Raw genomic sequence first — 18,336 nt, forward strand, 5'->3', positions numbered from 1 at the left:
TGAGGTTCCTTTGAGTATAAGAGCGGAAGAAATCAGCACGCTGATTAAAAGTCAGATTGAAAATTACCAGGCAGACATGCAGGTCTACGAGGTCGGCACGGTCATTACGATCGGGGACGGAATCGCCCGCGCCCACGGCCTCGAAAACTGCATGGCCGGAGAGCTGCTCGAGTTCTCGAACGGCGTCATGGGCATGGCGCTCAACCTGGAAGAAAGCAACGTCGGTATCGTTATTCTCGGTCCGTACACGGATATCCGCGAAGGCGACCAAGTGAAGCGGACCGGCCGCATCATGCAGGTTCCGGTCGGAGATGCCATGCTGGGCCGCGTCGTCAATGCGCTCGGAGAGCCGGTTGACGGCAAAGGACCGGTAGCGACGACGGAATTCCGTAACATTGAATCGGCTGCACCCGGTGTCATGGACCGCAAATCGGTCTTTGAGCCGATGCAGACGGGGATCAAAGCGATCGATTCGATGATCCCGATCGGCCGCGGCCAACGCGAGCTCGTCATCGGCGACCGGCAAACGGGGAAAACCGCGATTGCCATCGACACGATCATCAACCAAAAGGGCAATGGCGTGAAGTGCATCTACGTCGCCATCGGCCAAAAGCAATCCACCGTAGCGAACGTTGTGGGCACCCTGCAGCGCGCTGGAGCGATGGACTACACCATCGTCGTAACGGCCAGCGCTTCCGAGCCGTCCCCGCTGCTGTACCTGGCTCCTTATGCCGGCTGCGCAATGGGCGAATACTTCATGTACAAGGGCGAGCACGTCCTGATCATCTATGACGACTTGTCCAAGCAAGCCGCTGCATACCGCGAGTTGTCCCTTCTGCTCCGCCGTCCTCCGGGCCGGGAAGCTTATCCGGGCGACGTTTTCTATCTTCACTCCCGTCTGCTGGAACGCGCAGCCAAGCTGAGCGATGAACTCGGGGGCGGCTCTCTCACCGCGCTGCCGTTTATCGAAACGCAAGCAGGCGATATCTCCGCTTACATTCCGACGAACGTCATCTCGATCACGGACGGCCAGATCTTCCTGGAATCCGATCTCTTCTATTCGGGCCAGCGCCCCGCTATCAACGTCGGGGTATCCGTATCCCGGGTCGGCAGCTCGGCGCAGATCAAGGCCATGAAGAAGGTCGCCGGTACCCTGAAGCTGGACCTGGCCCAATACCGCGAGCTGCAGGCGTTCGCCCAGTTCGGCTCCGACCTTGACCGCTCCACCAAAGCCCGCCTCAACCGCGGCGCCCGCCTGATGGAAGTGCTGAAACAGGGCATCCAACAGCCGCTCAGCGTCGAAAAACAGGTTGCGAGCTTGTACACGGCGACCAAGGGGTATCTGGACGAAGTGGCTCTGGAGGACATCAAGCGGTTCGAGCATGAATTCCTCGCTTACATGGATGCCAACCAGTCGGCCATCCTCGCGTCCATCCGCGATACGAAGGACCTGACCGCGGACAACGAAAAGGCGCTCAAGGATGCCATCGAACAATTCCGCAAGGGGTTCGCTCCCTCGAAATAAAGACCGGACGGGAGATGCTCCCGTCTTGTCTGATTGATAGGTAAGGCTTACGATGCAAGCTTTCTCCTGATGGGGATACTTCCCGTCTATCTCGAAAGCTAGTTGATGCTTACGATGCGAGCTTTCTCCTGATGGGGATTAATCCCCCATCTATACCGAAAGCTAGTTGATGCTTACGATGCGAACTTTCTCAAGCCGGGAACAAGTCCCGACTAATCGAAAGTTTTTAGGTGGTGAGAAAATGGCAAAAGGAATGCGCGAAATCAAACGCCAGATCCGAAGCGTCCAGAACATGAAGCAGATCACGAAGGCGATGGAGATGGTCGCGGCGGCCAAGCTGCGCAAAGCTCAGCAGAGGGCGGAGGCAGCGCGGCCGTACGAAGAGAAGATTCGTGAGATGGTCGCCCATATCGCAGCGGTTCAATCCGATGTGAGCCACCCCATGCTTCAGAAACGGCCTGTGAAAAAGACGGGGTATCTCGTCATCACCTCCGACCGCGGACTTGCTGGCGGCTTCAACGCTAACCTAATCCGCAAGACGCTGCAGGTGATCGAAGAGCGCCACAAGTCGAAGGACGAGTACACGCTCCTCGTGGTCGGCCGCAAGGGCCGCGATTACTTCCGCCGGCGCAACTTCCCGGTGCTGGAGGAAATTACGGGCCTATCGGACACGCCGATGTTCAGCGACATCAAGGATCTGGCTTCCACGGCCGTAAATGATTTTGCTAACGGATCGTTCGACGAGATCCATATCATCTACAACCGTTTCGTGAATGCGATCGTACAGGTTCCGACGTTAAAGCAGCTGCTCCCACTCGAGGATATTCAAGCCGAGCGCGGCTCGAACGATTACGATTATGAGCCTTCCGCGGAAGATGTGCTTGGCGTGCTTCTGCCGAAATATGCAGAGACGCTCATCTACAGCGCTCTTCTCGAGAGCAAAGCGAGCGAATTCGGCGCCAAGATGACGGCCATGGGCAGCGCGTCCAAGAACGCAACCAATTTGATCAATTCGCTTACGCTTACGTATAACCGAGCCCGGCAGGCCGCGATCACCCAGGAGATTACGGAAATCGTCGCCGGCGCCAACTCGCAGGTCTAGCACGCTGTCAACTCATAAGCCGAGGGTGGCACACCACTTCTCATACCGATTGGCGCTGCTTCGTCTCCACACGATTAAGGTTGACAGCGTGCTAGCAGGAATTCGGCTCTGATCTGTTGCGCCTCGCAGGGGGCGTGGGGATTGAAACTAGGAGGGAATTGAAATGAATAAAGGACGCGTTTTTCAGGTCATGGGTCCTGTCGTCGACATCGAGTTCGAACGTGGACAGCTGCCTGATATTCTGAACGCTATCACGATTGAGAAAAAGGCGGAAGCCGCCGGAGAGTCGGACATCAGCCTGACGGTTGAAACGGCGCTTCACCTGGGTGACAACGCGGTTCGCTGCATCGCCATGTCCAGCACGGACGGTCTCGTTCGCGGCATGGAAGCCGTGGATACCGGCAAACCGATCTCGGTTCCGATCGGACCGGAAACGCTCGGCCGCGTGTTCAACGTCATCGGCCAATGCATCGATCCGGGAGAGCCTGTCAACCCGAAAAAATACAGCCCCATTCACCGCCAGGCCCCTGGCTTTGAGGATCTCTCCCCGACCCAGGAAATTCTGGAAACGGGTATCAAGGTCATCGACCTGCTCGCTCCGTATCCGAAGGGCGGCAAAATCGGCTTGTTCGGCGGCGCAGGCGTCGGTAAAACGGTTACGATGCAGGAGCTCATTCACAACATCGCTCAAGAGCACGGCGGGATCTCGGTCTTTGCCGGCGTAGGCGAACGGACCCGTGAAGGGAACGACCTGTACCATGAAATGAAAGGCTCCGGCGTTATTGAGAAGACCGCGATGGTGTTCGGCCAAATGAACGAACCGCCCGGCGCCCGTCTTCGCGTAGCTCTGACCGGTCTGACCATGGCGGAATACTTCCGCGATGAAGAAAACCGGGACGTGCTGCTCTTCATCGATAACATCTTCCGGTTTACGCAAGCCGGTTCCGAAGTATCCGCTCTGCTCGGCCGTATGCCGTCTGCGGTAGGTTACCAGCCGACGCTCGCTACGGAAATGGGCCAATTGCAGGAACGGATTACGACGACCAAGCAAGGCTCGGTAACGTCGATTCAAGCGATCTACGTTCCTGCCGATGACTACACCGACCCGGCTCCTGCCACGGCGTTTGCCCACTTGGACGCCACGACGAACCTGGAGCGTAACATCGCGGCCATCGGGATTTTCCCCGCCGTCGACCCGCTTGCATCCAGCTCGCGGATTCTGACCCCGGAAGTGGTCGGAGACGAACACTACGAAGTAGCCCAAGGGGTCAAACGCCTCTTGCAGCGTTATAAAGAGCTCCAGGATATCATCAACATCCTCGGGATGGATGAACTGAGCGACGAAGACAAGGTGACGGTTTACCGGGCACGGCGGGTTCAGAACTTCCTGTCCCAGCCGCTTCACGTCGCCGAGCCCTTTACGGGAACCCCCGGCATCTATGTTCCGGTCAAGGAAACCGTACGGAGCTTCAAGGAACTGCTTGATGGCAAATACGACGACTTGCCGGAGCTCGCCTTCATCAACGTCGGCTCCATCGAGGGCGCCGTGGAGAAAGCGAAAACTCTGTAAGGGCAGCTTTCTCCGCCGTAAGCGGCGTAGGAGCGGACGGGTATTCCGCACCTTTTCCTTCTTGCTTCCCATAGGCAAGTGAGCAAGAGGGACATGCGGGAACTCAGCCGTCCCTGCACCGTCTCTGCGGCGGCAGAAATTGTCCGTACGGTCAGGAGGGTGCTGTAATGAGCACATTTAGACTCGAAATCGTGACCCCGGAGCGCAAAGTGTTCGACCATGACGTCAATATGATCGTCGTGGAGGGCGTGGAAGGCCAGCTCGGGATTCTCCCGAACCACATTCCGCTGCTCACGCCTCTCAAAATTTCGCCGGTGCGCATCAAGACCGACGGAAGGGAAGAGGAAGTCGTAGCGCTTGGCGGAGGCTTCATGGAAGTCCGCAAGGACAAGGTCGTCATTCTCGCCGAGACGGCGGAGCTTCCGACCGACATCGACCTCAGCCGCGCTGAGGAAGCGAAGCGCCGTGCCGAGAGCCGCTTGCTCCATCAGGACGAGTACGATGCGGTGCGGGCCGAGCTCGCTCTCAAGCGTGCGGTCAACCGGATAAACGTTGCCAGCCATAGACACTAGCAAAAAGCGGAGGAGCTGATCCTTCGCTTTTTTTATTTCTGGGCGGTGGCGCGAGCAGAGAAGAGCAGGCAGGAAACAGCGCAAGCGAGCATTTCCTATCTGACCGGCACGTACACTGGTGATAGAAGGACGCGGCAAAAACGCCTTGCATGCCCGAGGAAAAATGAAAAGATCTCATTTCGGGTTCATCTGTTGCGGTCTTTATGGAGATTATGCAGGGCACCGCACCGGTCCGGGCTTAGGAGGCGCAAAGCCGAATAGACAATCTTTTTCACGATTTGCTATAATCAAGAAAGCACTTACATTCTTAATAGCGAACGGGGGCTCGAATCATGAACGCCAGTTATGTGATTGTCGCCGTGTTTATCGCTGTGGGCATCCTTTTGCCGGCAGCCGCTCTATCCCTCGGAAGACTGCTGAGGCCGAGCAGGCCGACGGCGGAAAAGGAAACGACGTACGAGAGCGGCAACGAGCCGGTAGGTGAAGGACAGGTGCGGTTCAACATTCGCTATTACCTGTTCGCCTTGATGTTTGTCATTTTTGATGCGGAAACTGTCTTTCTGTACCCTTGGGCCGTCGCTTACAACAAGCTCGGCTTGTTTGCGTTTGTGGAAATGTGCATGTTTGTAGGGCTGCTTGCGACGGGGCTTCTCTATGCCTGGAGGAAGAAGGTGCTGCAATGGAATTCCCTCTAGACGGAATCTCGCCGGAAGAGCGGGAAGAGATGGAGCGGAACGTGTTTCTCACGACCCTGGAGCAGCTCAAGGGCTGGGCTCGCAGCAATTCTCTCTGGCCGCTCACCTTCGGGCTTGCGTGCTGCGCCATTGAAATGATGGGAACCGGCGCTTCCCACTATGATCTCGACCGGTTCGGCGTCATCTTCCGCACCTCTCCCCGGCAGTCGGACGTGATGATCGTGGCGGGAACGGTCACGAAGAAGATGGCTCCGCTCCTGCGCCGCCTGTACGATCAGATGCCCGAGCCGAAGTGGGTGATCGCCATGGGCTCCTGCGCTACGGCGGGTGGCCCTTACGTGAAGTCCTATTCCGTGGTGAAGGGCGTCGATCAGATTGTGCCCGTGGATGTCTACATCCCAGGCTGTCCGCCCAACCCGGCCGCCCTGATCTACGGCATCAACAAGCTGCAGGAGAAGATCCGCTACGAAGCCAAAACCGGAAAGCGGGTGACCAGCCGATGACTGGACCGGAGAAGGATACGGAAGCAGGCAGCCAACCGAGTGCGAGTCCCGGTAAGGAGGCCGCAACGTCTGAGGCACCTGACTCGAATGTCGACTCGATGCGGGTTAGCGCGCAAGCAGAAGCGTCAGCTGCGACGGTCGGAAATCCGCCGTCTCCTACGGAGAACCCGCAGCTTGCTCAAGAGGATGCGCACGCGCCCGATCCGCGGCAGGAGCGTCTAGCCGAGGTTGTATCGCTGCTGCAAACCGCACTCGGCTTAACGGCGGTCACCGACAGCTACTTGAGTGAGCTGGACTCCTGGCGTCCCTATCTCATCATAGACGCGCACAGCTGGCAGGAAGCGGCGTTATTGCTGCGCGATCATGATGATCTTCACTTGGATTATCTGCGCAGCATGGCAGGTACCGATTACGAGACTCACATGGAAGTGGTCTATTATCTTCTTTCTCTCTCTACGGGCGAGGAGTATGCCGTCAAGGTAAAGACGGAGCGGAATGAGCCGTCGATTCCCTCGGTGACTCCGGTCTGGGCGACGGCCAATTGGAACGAGCGGGAAATCTACGATTTGCTCGGGATCGATTTTCCCGGGCATCCCGATTTGCGGCGGATTCTCATGCCGGACGATTGGGTCGGCCACCCGCTGCGCAAGGACTACGAACCGCTGGACCCGGAGGTGTAAAGCGCCATGATCCGAACGGAAGAGCTGCTGCTCAACGTTGGCCCGCAGCACCCGAGCACGCACGGCGTATTCCGCATCGTCGTGAAGCTGGACGGCGAGGTGATCACCGAGGCGACGCCCGTCATGGGTTATCTGCATCGGGGAACGGAGAAGCTGGCCGAGAACTTGACCTACACCCAGATCATTCCTTATACCGACCGCATGGACTATGTCTCCGCCATGACCAACAATTACGTTCTCGTCCATTCGGTTGAGAAGATGATGCAGCTGGAGGTCCCCGAGCGGGCCGAATTCCTCCGGCTGACGGTGATGGAGCTGCAGCGAATCGCGAGCCATCTGGTTTGGTGGGGTACTTACCTGCTCGATATCGGCGCGATGAGCCCGTTCCTCTACGCGTTCCGCGATCGGGAGCTCATCCTCGACCTGTTCAACGAGCTTTGCGGAGCCCGCCTGACCTACAACTACATGCGCGTCGGCGGAGTCAAATGGGATGCGCCTCCCGGCTGGCTGGATAAGGTGCGGGCTTTCATCCCGCACATGCGCGGCAAGCTGGAGGAATACGATCGCCTCGTCAGCGGCAACGAGATCTTCCTCGCCCGCATCAAGGGCGTGGGCCGTTACGACGCCGCGACGGCCATCCGGTACGGGCTGAGCGGCGCTAACCTGCGCTGCACAGGCGTGAACCACGATCTGCGTAAAGCACAGCCGTACAGCCTCTACGACCGCTTTGAATTCGATGTGCCCGTGGGGACGAATGGGGATTGCTACGAGCGTTACCTGCTCCGAATCGAGGAGATGCACCAGTCGCTGCGCATTCTGGAGCAGGCGCTGGAGGTCTTCCCCGAAGACGGACCGATCATGGGCAAGGTACCGAAGATTCTCCGCGTACCGGCGGGGGAATCGTACACCGCGATCGAATCTCCGCGCGGCGAGATCGGCTGCCACCTGGTCTCCACCGGCAAGGATAAACCGTACCGACTGAAGTTCCGCCGCCCATCGTTCATCAATCTGCAAATTTTGCCCGAGCTGCTCGTCGGAGAAACGATGACCAACCTGATTCTCATTCTGGGCGGCATCGATATTGTCGTCGGAGAGGTGGACTGCTGATGGGAGACTGGTTGAACGGCCCCCTCACCTGGGGCAGCTTCGGCGGCATCGTCGCCGTGACTGTCGTCATGCTCCTGATCGTGCTCTTCTTCGTGACGTACGCGATCTACTTCGAGCGCAAGATCATCGGCTGGATGCAGTACCGCATCGGTCCGAACCGGGTTGGCCCGTACGGACTCTTCCAGAGCTTTGCCGATATCCTCAAGCTGCTCATCAAGGAGGACACCATTCCGGCCAAGGCGGAAAAAGGCCTCTTCCGCATCGCGCCGGTCATCGCCTTCGTACCCGCTTTCGCCGTCATCGCGGCGATTCCGTTTACGAGCACGCTCTATTTTGCCAATCTGAATGTCGGCATTCTCTATTATGTCGCGCTGTCGGGAATCTCCACGCTCGGGATCATTCTCGGCGGATGGGCCTCGAACAACAAATATTCGCTCCTCGGGGGCATGCGCTCGGCGGCGCAGATGATCAGCTATGAGGTTCCTCTCGTCCTGTCCATCACGGGGACCGTGATGATGGCGGGCAGTCTCAACCTGCGCGATATCGTGAATCTTCAGGCGGGAGGGCTGCATCACTGGAACTTCCTGCCGCAGATCGTCGGCTTCGCTGTCTTTGTCGTGGCTGCCGTATCGGAGCTGAACCGGACGCCCTTTGACCTGCCGGAGGCGGAATCGGAGCTGGTGGCCGGTTACCACGTGGAATACAGCGGCTTCCGATTCGCCTTCTTCATGCTGGCTGAGTATGTGTACATGTTTGCGATTTCCGCGCTGACCACGGTACTTTTTCTCGGCGGGTGGCATGCGCCGCTGCCGATCCTTGATTTTATTCCCGGCATCCTCTGGTTTCTGCTCAAATTCGGCTTCTGCGTGTTCTTTCTGATCTGGCTGAGGGCCACTCTGCCGCGGGTGCGGGTGGATCAGCTGATGAGCTTCGGCTGGAAGGTGCTGCTTCCGCTTGCGCTCTTGAATATTTTCATCACCGCCGGGTACATGCATGGGTTTATGTAGCGAAGAGGGAAGGGATGATCGAAGGAGGGGAAGCCGATGAAAGGCACGGGCCTGGTAAAAGGCATGGGCGTCACCCTGAAGGCGATGCTCAGCAAAAAAGTAACCTACGCGTATCCCGAGGTTCCGCTCAACATGCCCGACCGGTTCCGGGGCGTCCAGCATTTTGATCCGGAAAAATGCATTGTCTGCAACGCTTGCGCACGGATTTGTCCAACGGAATGCATCTCGCTGACAGGAAAACCGAACCCCGATCCCGAAAAGAAAGGGAAGGTCATCGATACGTACGACATCAATTTCGAGCTGTGCATCCTCTGCGATCTCTGCACGGAGGTATGCCCGACGGAGGCGATCGTCATGACGAACAACTTCGAGCTGGCGGCATACAGCCGGGATGACCTGTTCAAGGACCGGGAGTGGCTGAGCGGAAACACGGCCAACATCCGTCAGGAGAACAACTCTGCCATGGTGAAGAAGGGCGGGACGAAGAAGGATGCTGAATAACCTCGCCGATAATGTAAAAGACCCGGGAAGCTACCTGTACATGCTGTTTGCCATCCTCTCGATCGGGGGAGGCGTCGTCATGCTGAATTCGGTCAAGGTGGTGCACATGGTCGCGTCGCTTGCGGTGACGTTTGTGAGTCTGGCGGGACTCTACCTCATGCTGGGCGCGGATTTCGTAGCGTTCGTGCAGGTGCTGATCTATGCGGGCGCCGTCTCGATTCTCATGATCTTCGGCATTATGCTGACCAAGCACCGATCCGACGCGGAGGAAGAAGCGACAACCGCGGCAACCGGCCGGGTACATGAAATTTTGACCGCCGTCGGCGTACTCGCACTGTTCGGCGTTCTCTACTACGCCATTCAAAAGGCCAGCTTTCCCGCAGTCCCCACGGCGGAAGCGAACAACACGACGCTCGAAATCGGCAAGCTACTCATGAGCCGCCATGCCATTCCCTTCGAGATCATGGCGGTGCTGCTTACGGTCGCCCTCGTCGGAGCGATCGTCATTGCCAAACGGGAGGAGGAGTAGGGATGAGCGGACTCTTATCGCCTTATCTGACGCTGGGCGCCATTCTCTTCTGCATCGGGCTCTATGGAGCGCTGACCAAGCGCAATGCGGTCATCGTGCTCCTGTCGATCGAGCTGATGCTGAACGGCGTCAACTTGAATTTGGTCGCATTCTCCAAAATGGGCGTGAACCCTTCGCTTACCGGCCAAGTGTTCTCACTCTTCACGATAACGGTGGCGGCAGCCGAAGCAGCGGTCGGGATCGCTCTCTTGATCGCGCTGTACCGAAACAAGCCGACCGCTGATGTGAGCGAGATGGACGACCTGAAGCACTGATGGAAGGAGGACTGATCATGCCATCCACGATATCGCAATATGCCTGGATTGTGCCGCTGTTTCCGCTCGCCGCCTTCCTGGCCTTGACCGCCCTTGGGCGGCAGGCAAAGAAGCTCGGGGCCGCGATCAGCCTGGCGGCCGGTGCCGCCTCCTTTGCCCTTGCCCTTGCGATCTACTTGGGCAGGCTCCGGGACAACGCGGCCGATTTCACGTGGAACAGTTGGACATGGCTGAAGGCAGGGGACTTCACCCTGACCATGGGGTACGAGGTTACCAACCTGAATGTGCTGATGCTGCTCTTGGTCTCTTCCATCAGCCTGCTCGTTCTGATCTATTCATGCGGGTACATGGCGGAGGATGAGCGCTTCACCGTTTTTCACGGGTATGTCTCGCTGTTCGCCTTCTCGATGCTGAGCCTGACGCTTTCCGTCAACCTCATCCAATTCTATCTGTTCTGGGAGCTGGTCGGGGCTTGCTCGTTCCTGTTGATCGGCTTCTGGTACCGGAAGCCGGAAGCGCGAGCGGCGGCCAAGAAGGCCTTTCTCATGACGCGGATCGGCGACATGGGCTTGTTCTTCGCCATTCTGCTGCTGTACTGGAACATGCCGAGCCACGCGCTCGAATTTACGTCGCTCCAGAACGCATTCCCGCTGGCAGGCGGAGCAGCGGGGGACGCCGCGATGTCCGCCGGACTCACGACGGCGATCGCGCTTCTGATCTTCCTGGGCGCCATGGGCAAGTCGGGACAGTTCCCGCTGCATGCCTGGCTTCCGGATGCCATGGAGGGGCCGACGCCGATCAGCGCGCTCATCCATGCGGCGACGATGGTGGCGGCGGGCGTCTATCTGATCGCCCGAACGTATCCGATCTTCTTGCACTCGACAGCCGCTCTTGATGTCATGGCCGGGACAGGGGCGTTTACGGCGCTGTTTGCCGCCTTGCTCGCCATCGGTCAGAACGATCTCAAGCGAGTGCTGGCCTATTCCACGGTCAGCCAGCTCGGGTATATGATGCTGGCGCTGGGGCTCGGCAGCTATGCCGCTTACACCGCCGGAATCTCTCACTTGTTCACGCACGCGTTCTTCAAAGCGCTCCTGTTCCTCGCGGCGGGCTGCGTGATTCATGCGGTACATACCCAGGATATCCGGCAGATGGGCGGCCTCGCCGGCAAGCTCAAGACAACCGCCTGGACCTTTGGTATCGGAGCGCTGGCCTTGTCCGGCATTCCGCCCTTCTCCGGCTTTTGGTCGAAGGATGCGATCCTGGCGGAAGCCTATCAGGAGCGACCCTTCCTGTTCGCCGTTGCCCTCCTGACCGCGGTGCTGACCGCCTTCTACATGGCTCGTCTCGTCTTCCTCGTCTTTTTTGGCCCTGGACGCGGCGAGGGTCAGAGTGAACAGGAGGCTTTGCCCCGGTCGATGACCGCTCCTCTGATCGCGCTCGCCGTTCCGGCGGCGATAGCCGGCTTCCTCTTCCTACCGGGAACGTCCAGCTTCGGCCGCTGGCTGACCAGCCAGGAATTCGCCCATGACGTCGATTGGACCGTGCTGCTTCTTTCGACCGTAGCCGGGCTTCTCGGCATCGGACTCGGCTATCTCGCGTATGGGCGCGGCAGTCGGATGGAGGGGCGCTTCCTCCGGCTCGGAAGAGCCGCCGAAGAAGGCTTCTACGTGGATGCGTTCTATGAGCGTGCTATTATCGCTCCGGTGAAGGGTTTCGGGTTTGTCCTGGAGCTGTTTGACCGCTATGTGATTGGCGGAGCCGTCAAGCTGGTCGCGCTTGCCGTGATGCAGCTGCACCGGCTCGGAACGCGCCTGCAAAATGGACGTGTGCAGACATACGGCCTCGTGACTCTGCTCGGGCTCGTCGCGATGCTGCTGATTTATGCCGGAAGGAGGTTTTGGCATGTGGGATAACCTGCCCCTCCTCAGCCTGATTCTTCTTTCGCCGCTCCTCGGGGTGCTTGTTCTGACCGTGATTCCCAAAGAGAACGGCCGGCTTCTGCAGCGGGTAGGTATCGCCGCTTCCTTCCTGCCGCTCTTGTTTTCCTGCATCCTGTTCGTTCAGTTTCAAGCTCAAATCGCCGACTTTCAATTTGTGGAGCAGCATTCCTGGATTCGCATCCCGCTCGATAAAAGCTTGCTCGGGGCTACCTCGTTCACCTTGAGCTTCGATTATCACTTGGCGGTGGATGGCTTGTCGCTTCCACTCGTGTTCCTGACGGCGCTTGTGGCGGCTATGGCGGCGCTCGCCTCCGTACAGATCAAGAAGCGCTGGAAGTTGTTCTACATCCTGTTCCTCCTTCTGGAGACGGCGATGTTCGGCGTGTTCATGGCTCGGGACCTGTTCTTGTTCTTCTTGTTCTTTGAGGCTGCGCTTGTTCCGGTGTTCTTTCTCGTCGGCATCTGGGGCTCGGTGAACCGGGAGAAGGCCGCCATCCAATTCCTGCTCTACAACGGGATCGGGTCGGCGCTGATGCTGACGGCCTTCCTCATCCTGATCGCAACGGCAGGGTTTACCCTGGATGAGCAGACGATGGCCTTCCAGTACAGCGGCGATATTCAGACGATCATGAACAATCTGTTCCACAATCCTGAAGCTTATCTGAATTATGCCAATAATCCCTTTACGCTGACGGCGGGCATGAAGACGTTCCTGTTCTTCCTGCTTCTGCTTGCATTCGGGATCAAGCTGCCCGTGTTTCCGTTCCACACCTGGATGCTGAAGATGCACCAGGAGGCCCCTCCTTCGGTCGTCATGATCCACTCCGGCATTCTGCTTAAGATGGGCGCGTATGGCCTCATTCGCTTCGGGATTCTGCTCTTCCCGGAGCAGGCGAAGAGCTATACTCTACTCCTCGCCGTGCTCGGGCTGATCAATCTGCTGTACGGAGCGATTCTGGCATTCGTGCAAAAGGACTTCCGGCTCGTGCTCGCTTATTCGAGCGTAAGCCAGATGGGCATCGTGCTGCTCGGCCTCGCCGCGTTCAATACGGCGGGCTGGTCCGGCGCGGTCTTCCAGCTGGTCTCACACGGCCTCATCTCTGCGCTCCTGTTCCTTCTCGTCGGAAGCCTGTGCGAGCGGACCGGAACGACGGAGCTTGCGAAGCTTTCGGGCCTCGCCTCGTCCATCCCGTTCATCAGCGGTATCCTGCTGTTCGCCGGGCTGGCGTCGCTCGGCCTGCCGGGGCTTTCGGGCTTCGTGGGCGAGCTGCTCGTATTCGTCGGCCTAAGCGGCTCTTACAAGGCAATCGCGGCAGTTGGCCTTCTCGGGCTTGTGCTTGCCGCCGCTTATATGCTGCGGGCGGTTCTAGCGATGACCTTCGGCCCGCCGGGCGATGAAGCTCCTCGAACCGTGGGCGGCTCAGGCGTCATCGCTCCGAACGGGGGCGGAGCCGCGTCCGCTAGCGGGGGTCCCCGCTACCGGGATGCGCGGCTGATCGAGGCGGTGCCGATGATCATCCTGACGACCTTCATCCTGCTGCTCGGGGTGTATCCGGGCATGATCAGCCACACCGTGGAGAAAGCGGTCGCCGACTTTACATCCCATATCGAGTCTACTGTTGCAAAGGCGGGTGAATAGCCATGGGCGTTCAAGAATGGACTGGACCTACCGTGGGCGACCTCGCCCACTTGGCTCCCGAGCTCACGGTCGCCGCCAGCTTTCTTCTGCTTTTGCTGCTCGATCTGTTTCTTCCGCGCACGGTGAATCGCAATCTGATCGGGTGGCTGGCGCTTGCAGGGACAGTGGCGGCAGCCGTGTTGGTCGGCTACCAGATCAATCCGGCCGAGACGGTATCGCTGCTCGAAGGCAGCTACCGGATCGACGATTTCGGGAACGTGCTCAAGCTGGTTTTTTTCGCCGGAACGGGCCTTGTTCTCCTCATGAGCATCGGCTCGCTCAAGCGGGAGGAGATCACCTCGGAGGGAGAGTATTATTACTTGCTCCTAGCTGCCGTTCTCGGCGCTATGATCATGGCCTCGTCGTCGGATCTCATCATTCTGTATGTCGGACTAGAGACGCTCAGCCTGTCCAGCTATGTGCTCGCTGGAATCCGCAAGAAGAACCGCAAGGCGAACGAAGGAGCCTTCAAGTATTTGATCCAAGGCGGAATCTCTTCGGCTGTCATCCTCTATGGGATGTCTTTTCTCTACGGCATTTCGGGCTCCACGCAGCTCATCTCCATTAACGAAGCCGTTCAATCGGCGGACATGAGCTTGATTCCGCTGATCTACGTCGCTTTCATCCTGCTTCTCGCTGGATTCGGCTTCAAGATTGCGGCAGCTCCCTTCCACACCTGGGCGCCTGATACCTATCAAGGAGCGAGCACGCCAATCGCCGCATTTCTGGCGGTTGTATCGAAGGGAGCGGGGCTTGCGGTCATCTTTCGCCTGTTCTACGGAGTCTTCTTCCAGCAGACCCTGCTTCGCGGAGAAAACATCAGCGGGCTGGAATACGACGTCTTTCTCGCAATCATGATCCTGGCGGCGATGTCCATGATCGTCGGCAATCTGCTCGCGCTGCGCCAGAAGAACATGAAACGGCTCTTTGCATATTCCGGGATAGCCAATGCCGGGTATCTGCTCGTGCCGATCGGAATCCAATTCTCAGTGGTCCATCTTACGAACTTCTCGGAGCTGATCTACTATTTGATCGCTTATCTCTTGATGACGATCGGCGCTTTTGCGGCCGTCATGATCGTCGAGAGGCTGTCCGGCACCGAGGAACTCAGCGGCTTTGCCGGGCTGTATTACCGGTCCCCGGGAACGGCTGTGGCGATGCTGCTCTTGGTTCTGTCCCTTGCCGGCTTTCCGGTGACCGCGGGCTTCTTCGGCAAGCTGTTCATTCTCTTTGGAGCTGTTCAGCTCCGTATGTACGCGCTGGCGCTGATTATGGCCGCGACGAGCGTCCTGTCCTTCTACTACTCCTTCAGCATTTTGCGGCAGATGTTCATGCGCGGCGAGATCGGGGAGACGCGGGGCGAGAAGATTCCCTGGACGCTGAACGCAGTCCTTTGGTTCTGTGCGGTGGCGGGCATTGTCCTCGGCTTTTATCCGCAGGGCATCCTGTCGGAGCTCCAGAACATTTTCTCCGTGGTGGGCATGGATTTATTTTAACGGAAATGGTATGCTTGAACGGAACGTTGAAGAGCCGGTTAGCGACCCGGATGCGTGCTTCATGCAGCTACAAAGGCAGCGATTCGCTGCCTTTTTCCATTTCAGTCGATGGGTTTTGGTAACGGTTACCCTCTTCCAGTTGCAGGAGGGGCTCATCACGATGCGAATCGCTGTTAAAATAATGAAATTGAGGGAAAATCGTTCAACATCTTTCCGCACCGAGACAGATCCATTTGCCGGAATGCAGGTACTTTTTCACAGATGCTGGCAGGACTCGTGCGAAGCAGCGCGAATATCGTAAAATAAATGAGAAAATGCTATAAAATTGGCGAATCTCCCCGGTCTTTGAGGAGACTCTTCTATCCCATAAACAGAGTGAGGGTTGCCTGGTATCATGAGAAGAAAGCATCATGCCATGATTATGGCAGCCGCCATGACCTTCGTGTTGGTTTTCGTCCTTTCTTCCTTTGGAAGCACGGCTCCTTTGACAATAGAAAAAGCGGCACAAGCGACGGGTTCCTCAAATTCGAGCAACCGATCGGATTCCTGGATTCTACAATGGAAGGACAAGCCTCCAAAAGCTTTCTTGGAGGGAAGCGAGGTCATTCGGGAGCATCCCGAGTCGCATGTAACGGTCGCTCGGCCGAAGGAAGGCCAGGACTTGACCGCCTGGATCGATCGCTGGTCCCGCTCCGGGGAAACGGTCTCCGTCGAACGAAACCAATCCTATCAGGTGGCAGTCGCGCCGAATGATCCGATGCTCAGCCACCAGAGCTATTTGAAGCAAATCCATGTACCGGATACATGGGAAGCGGCGACGGGCAGCAAGAAGGTCTTGATCGCCGTCGTCGATACCGGCATTGAGCTGGACCACCCGGACCTGTCGGCTTCACTCGTGAAAGGGGTCAATCTGGTGAAGCCCGATTTCCTGCCTTCGGACGATAATGGGCACGGAACGAACGTCGCCGGTGTGATCGCGGCTGCGATCAATAACGAGAAGGGCATTGCCGGCATCGCGCCGAATGCCCGCATCATGCCGATCAAGGCGCTTGAAGCGGACGGAACGGGCGATGAAGACCTGCTCGGAGAAGGCATCCGATACGCAGTGGATCACGGTGCCGATATCGTGGTGCTGTCCCTCGGATTGAATAAGCCGTCGACCTACATGGAATCGGTCGTGCGGTATGCAGAATCGAAGGGCGTCGTTCTCGTCGCCGCCGCAGGCAACGAAGGGAAGGACGTCAAGTACCCCGCCGCTTATCCGACGGTACTGGCGGTTGGAGGAGTTATGGGAGACAATACCCGGGCCGTCTTGTCGAATTACGGGCCGGAGATGGATATCGTCGCCCCTTGGAATGTCTTCACGACTTCGCTCAAGGGAACCTACCGTTTTAGTGGCGGCACCTCCTTGGCCGCTCCGCAAGCGGCGGCTGTGATCGCGCTCGTCCTTGAGCGTCATCCGGGTCTCGCCCCCTACGAGCTGCGGACGCTGATCCGGGAAACGGCGGAAGACCTGCAGGAGGAAGGCTGGGACAAGGAGACCGGATATGGTCTTTTGCGCGCAGACCGGGCCCTCGCGGCGGCGGATGCGGCAGTTGTCCGTTCCTATGCGGGCGTATCGAGAGAGGCCGCACGGAAGCTGCCGATGAACAAGCAGACGGATCTCAGCGGAACCGGAAGCGAGCAGTGGATTTCCTTTGATGCGCCCTATAACGGCTACATCGACCTGACACTGACTCCCGCCAAGCTGGCCAAGGGAGCGTCCGTGGAAGCCTTTTACGAAGGGGATGCGAAAGGAACTTCCGTGAAGGCGAATGCAGACGGAGCGTTTGTCTTGCCGGTCAAGACAGGAACTCTCTATGTCCGGCTGCTCCTACCGGAAGGCAGGCAGGGGACGGTCATCCATCTTCTTCCTGGGTTTCGGATGATGCAGGACCGATTCGAAAGCAATGACCGCGCCTATACGGCTTACCGATTGGCTCCGCGAAACCACGTTCTCACCGGGACATTCCATCGCTCGGGCGACGAGGATTGGTATTCCCTCAAGGTGGACCGGCCGGGCAAGCTCAGCTTGAAGGTCTCTACGGTATCCCAGCGAATCGACCTTACCCTGATGCTCCGCCGGGCGGATGAAGCGGCGGCTCCGACGGTTGACCGAACCGACGAAGGCATGGCGGAGCGAATCGACCAAGCTGAGGTGAGGCCCGGGCTGTACTACATCCGTGTAGGCAGCGTGGAACGGTCGGATTCTCCTCCCAGTGGAGAGTACACCCTGCGGGTGGACTACGACGGGGAAACGATCGATCCGCGGGAGCCCGATGACAAGCCTTATCAGGCTTCCGTCATGCGGCCGGACTTGGCCTACAGCGGGGTGATCAGCACGCCGAAGGATGTCGATTGGTTTCGTTTCAAGATCAGCAAGGAAACGGATGTCAAGCTGACGATGACGAGCGAATGGACGGCAGGCATGCTGGATATGCTGGTGACCGACTCCACGATCAAGCAAGTGGCGGTCGCCCGCACGCTGCCCGGACAAAACGATCTTCTGCTGCGGGAGAGAGGAAGTACCATCCGCCTGAAGCCGGGCACCTATTACGTCAAAGTGTCTTCAACCGAAGGGGCAACGGCAGAGAACCAGCCCTATTCGCTCAAGCTTGCTTTGACCGATTAACCATCAGGGCCTATGTCACATATCCTGTAGTTGGAGAGGGGAATACCCGTTTGAATGAGGAGATCGCTCGCTCCATTGCCGTCGGCAGTCTGACTTCGCTTGTGACGATGCTGGTTTGCATTGTTATCGCGTGGGTGGCTTTGCAGCAGGTCAAGTTCGACCGAATCTTGAAGGAGCCGAAGTCATTTGCCGCTCGGCTGCTGCAGATTTTGCTGGCGGTCGCCTTGGGGTATGAAGTGGGGCGCTTTTTCACGGATTACATCAGCTGGTCATCCGGATTGAAGGGATTTTTCTAAGGCGAAGGCGGCATCGGTAAGAGCATGGTCAGCACAACCAATCTGCCACCAAGCATTCGCAAGCGGAGTGCATAACAAACGGCTCAATCGCTCAAAATGGGTATAACCCCATTCAGACGAGCGGAAAGTTTGACCTTGGCAACAGCT

Annotated in this window: 17 protein-coding genes; all 17 read left to right on the forward strand. The window is 58.1% G+C overall.

Annotation, left to right across the window (positions count from 1 at the left end):
• Positions 1-10: 10 nt before the first annotated feature.
• The 17 genes from atpA (at position 11) to BN2684_RS01025 (ending at position 18,189) form a co-directional block, all read left to right on the forward strand.
• Positions 11-1,525: a F0F1 ATP synthase subunit alpha gene (gene atpA, locus BN2684_RS00940; RefSeq protein ID WP_058300308.1), complete on the forward strand. Its 1,515-nt coding sequence runs from the start codon at positions 11-13 to the stop codon at positions 1,523-1,525.
• Between the two features lie 241 nt (positions 1,526-1,766).
• On the forward strand, positions 1,767-2,627 hold the full coding sequence (gene atpG, locus BN2684_RS00945) for an ATP synthase F1 subunit gamma (RefSeq protein ID WP_058300309.1): 861 nt from the start codon (positions 1,767-1,769) through the stop codon (positions 2,625-2,627).
• A 163-nt stretch (positions 2,628-2,790) separates the two neighbouring features.
• Positions 2,791-4,197 carry a F0F1 ATP synthase subunit beta gene (gene atpD / locus BN2684_RS00950; RefSeq protein ID WP_058300310.1) on the forward strand — a complete coding sequence of 469 codons (1,407 nt, stop codon included), beginning with the start codon at positions 2,791-2,793 and terminating at the stop codon, positions 4,195-4,197.
• Positions 4,198-4,364: 167 nt separating this feature from the next.
• The gene (locus BN2684_RS00955) at positions 4,365-4,769 is read left to right on the forward strand and encodes a F0F1 ATP synthase subunit epsilon (RefSeq protein ID WP_058300311.1); all 405 of its coding nucleotides are present in this window, start codon (positions 4,365-4,367) and stop codon (positions 4,767-4,769) included.
• 332 nt (positions 4,770-5,101) lie between these two features.
• The gene (locus BN2684_RS00960) at positions 5,102-5,464 is read left to right on the forward strand and encodes an NADH-quinone oxidoreductase subunit A (protein WP_058300312.1); all 363 of its coding nucleotides are present in this window, start codon (positions 5,102-5,104) and stop codon (positions 5,462-5,464) included.
• Entirely contained in the window at positions 5,449-5,967 is a 519-nt protein-coding gene (locus BN2684_RS00965) for a NuoB/complex I 20 kDa subunit family protein (protein WP_058300313.1), read from the forward strand. The genes BN2684_RS00960 and BN2684_RS00965 overlap by 16 nt, the downstream gene beginning before the upstream one ends.
• The gene (locus BN2684_RS25200) at positions 5,964-6,647 is read left to right on the forward strand and encodes an NADH-quinone oxidoreductase subunit C (RefSeq protein WP_082651670.1); all 684 of its coding nucleotides are present in this window, start codon (positions 5,964-5,966) and stop codon (positions 6,645-6,647) included. The genes BN2684_RS00965 and BN2684_RS25200 overlap by 4 nt, the downstream gene beginning before the upstream one ends.
• A gap of 6 nt (positions 6,648-6,653) precedes the next feature.
• Positions 6,654-7,754 (forward strand): NADH-quinone oxidoreductase subunit D, encoded by a 1,101-nt coding sequence (locus BN2684_RS00975; RefSeq protein ID WP_058300314.1) that lies wholly within the window; start codon positions 6,654-6,656, stop codon positions 7,752-7,754.
• On the forward strand, positions 7,754-8,761 hold the full coding sequence (gene nuoH / locus BN2684_RS00980) for an NADH-quinone oxidoreductase subunit NuoH (protein ID WP_058300315.1): 1,008 nt from the start codon (positions 7,754-7,756) through the stop codon (positions 8,759-8,761). Before BN2684_RS00975 ends, nuoH begins: the two co-directional genes overlap by 1 nt.
• A 36-nt stretch (positions 8,762-8,797) precedes the next feature.
• The gene (gene nuoI, locus BN2684_RS00985; RefSeq protein WP_058300523.1) at positions 8,798-9,262 is read left to right on the forward strand and encodes an NADH-quinone oxidoreductase subunit NuoI; all 465 of its coding nucleotides are present in this window, start codon (positions 8,798-8,800) and stop codon (positions 9,260-9,262) included.
• Positions 9,252-9,791, forward strand: coding sequence for an NADH-quinone oxidoreductase subunit J (locus tag BN2684_RS00990; RefSeq protein ID WP_058300316.1), 540 nt, complete (start codon positions 9,252-9,254; stop codon positions 9,789-9,791). Before nuoI ends, BN2684_RS00990 begins: the two co-directional genes overlap by 11 nt.
• Before the next feature lie 2 nt (positions 9,792-9,793).
• On the forward strand, positions 9,794-10,105 hold the full coding sequence (gene nuoK / locus BN2684_RS00995) for an NADH-quinone oxidoreductase subunit NuoK (protein ID WP_058300317.1): 312 nt from the start codon (positions 9,794-9,796) through the stop codon (positions 10,103-10,105).
• A 17-nt stretch (positions 10,106-10,122) separates the two neighbouring features.
• On the forward strand, positions 10,123-12,021 hold the full coding sequence (gene nuoL / locus BN2684_RS01000) for an NADH-quinone oxidoreductase subunit L (RefSeq protein WP_058300318.1): 1,899 nt from the start codon (positions 10,123-10,125) through the stop codon (positions 12,019-12,021).
• Positions 12,011-13,687 (forward strand): complex I subunit 4 family protein, encoded by a 1,677-nt coding sequence (locus BN2684_RS01005; RefSeq protein ID WP_058300319.1) that lies wholly within the window; start codon positions 12,011-12,013, stop codon positions 13,685-13,687. The genes nuoL and BN2684_RS01005 overlap by 11 nt, the downstream gene beginning before the upstream one ends.
• 2 nt (positions 13,688-13,689) lie before the next feature.
• Positions 13,690-15,222 carry an NADH-quinone oxidoreductase subunit N gene (locus BN2684_RS01010; protein ID WP_058300320.1) on the forward strand — a complete coding sequence of 511 codons (1,533 nt, stop codon included), beginning with the start codon at positions 13,690-13,692 and terminating at the stop codon, positions 15,220-15,222.
• Positions 15,223-15,616: 394 nt separating this feature from the next.
• A complete protein-coding gene (locus tag BN2684_RS01020; RefSeq protein ID WP_082651671.1) occupies positions 15,617-17,893 on the forward strand; it encodes a S8 family serine peptidase in 2,277 nt (758 codons plus the stop codon).
• A 50-nt stretch (positions 17,894-17,943) separates the two neighbouring features.
• Positions 17,944-18,189, forward strand: coding sequence for a DUF1146 family protein (locus BN2684_RS01025; protein WP_234340125.1), 246 nt, complete (start codon positions 17,944-17,946; stop codon positions 18,187-18,189).
• The last annotated feature ends 147 nt before the right edge of the window (positions 18,190-18,336 follow it).

The sequence above is a fragment of the Gorillibacterium timonense genome, from assembly GCF_001457415.1.
In the GTDB taxonomy this organism is placed as follows: domain Bacteria; phylum Bacillota; class Bacilli; order Paenibacillales; family NBRC-103111; genus Gorillibacterium; species Gorillibacterium timonense.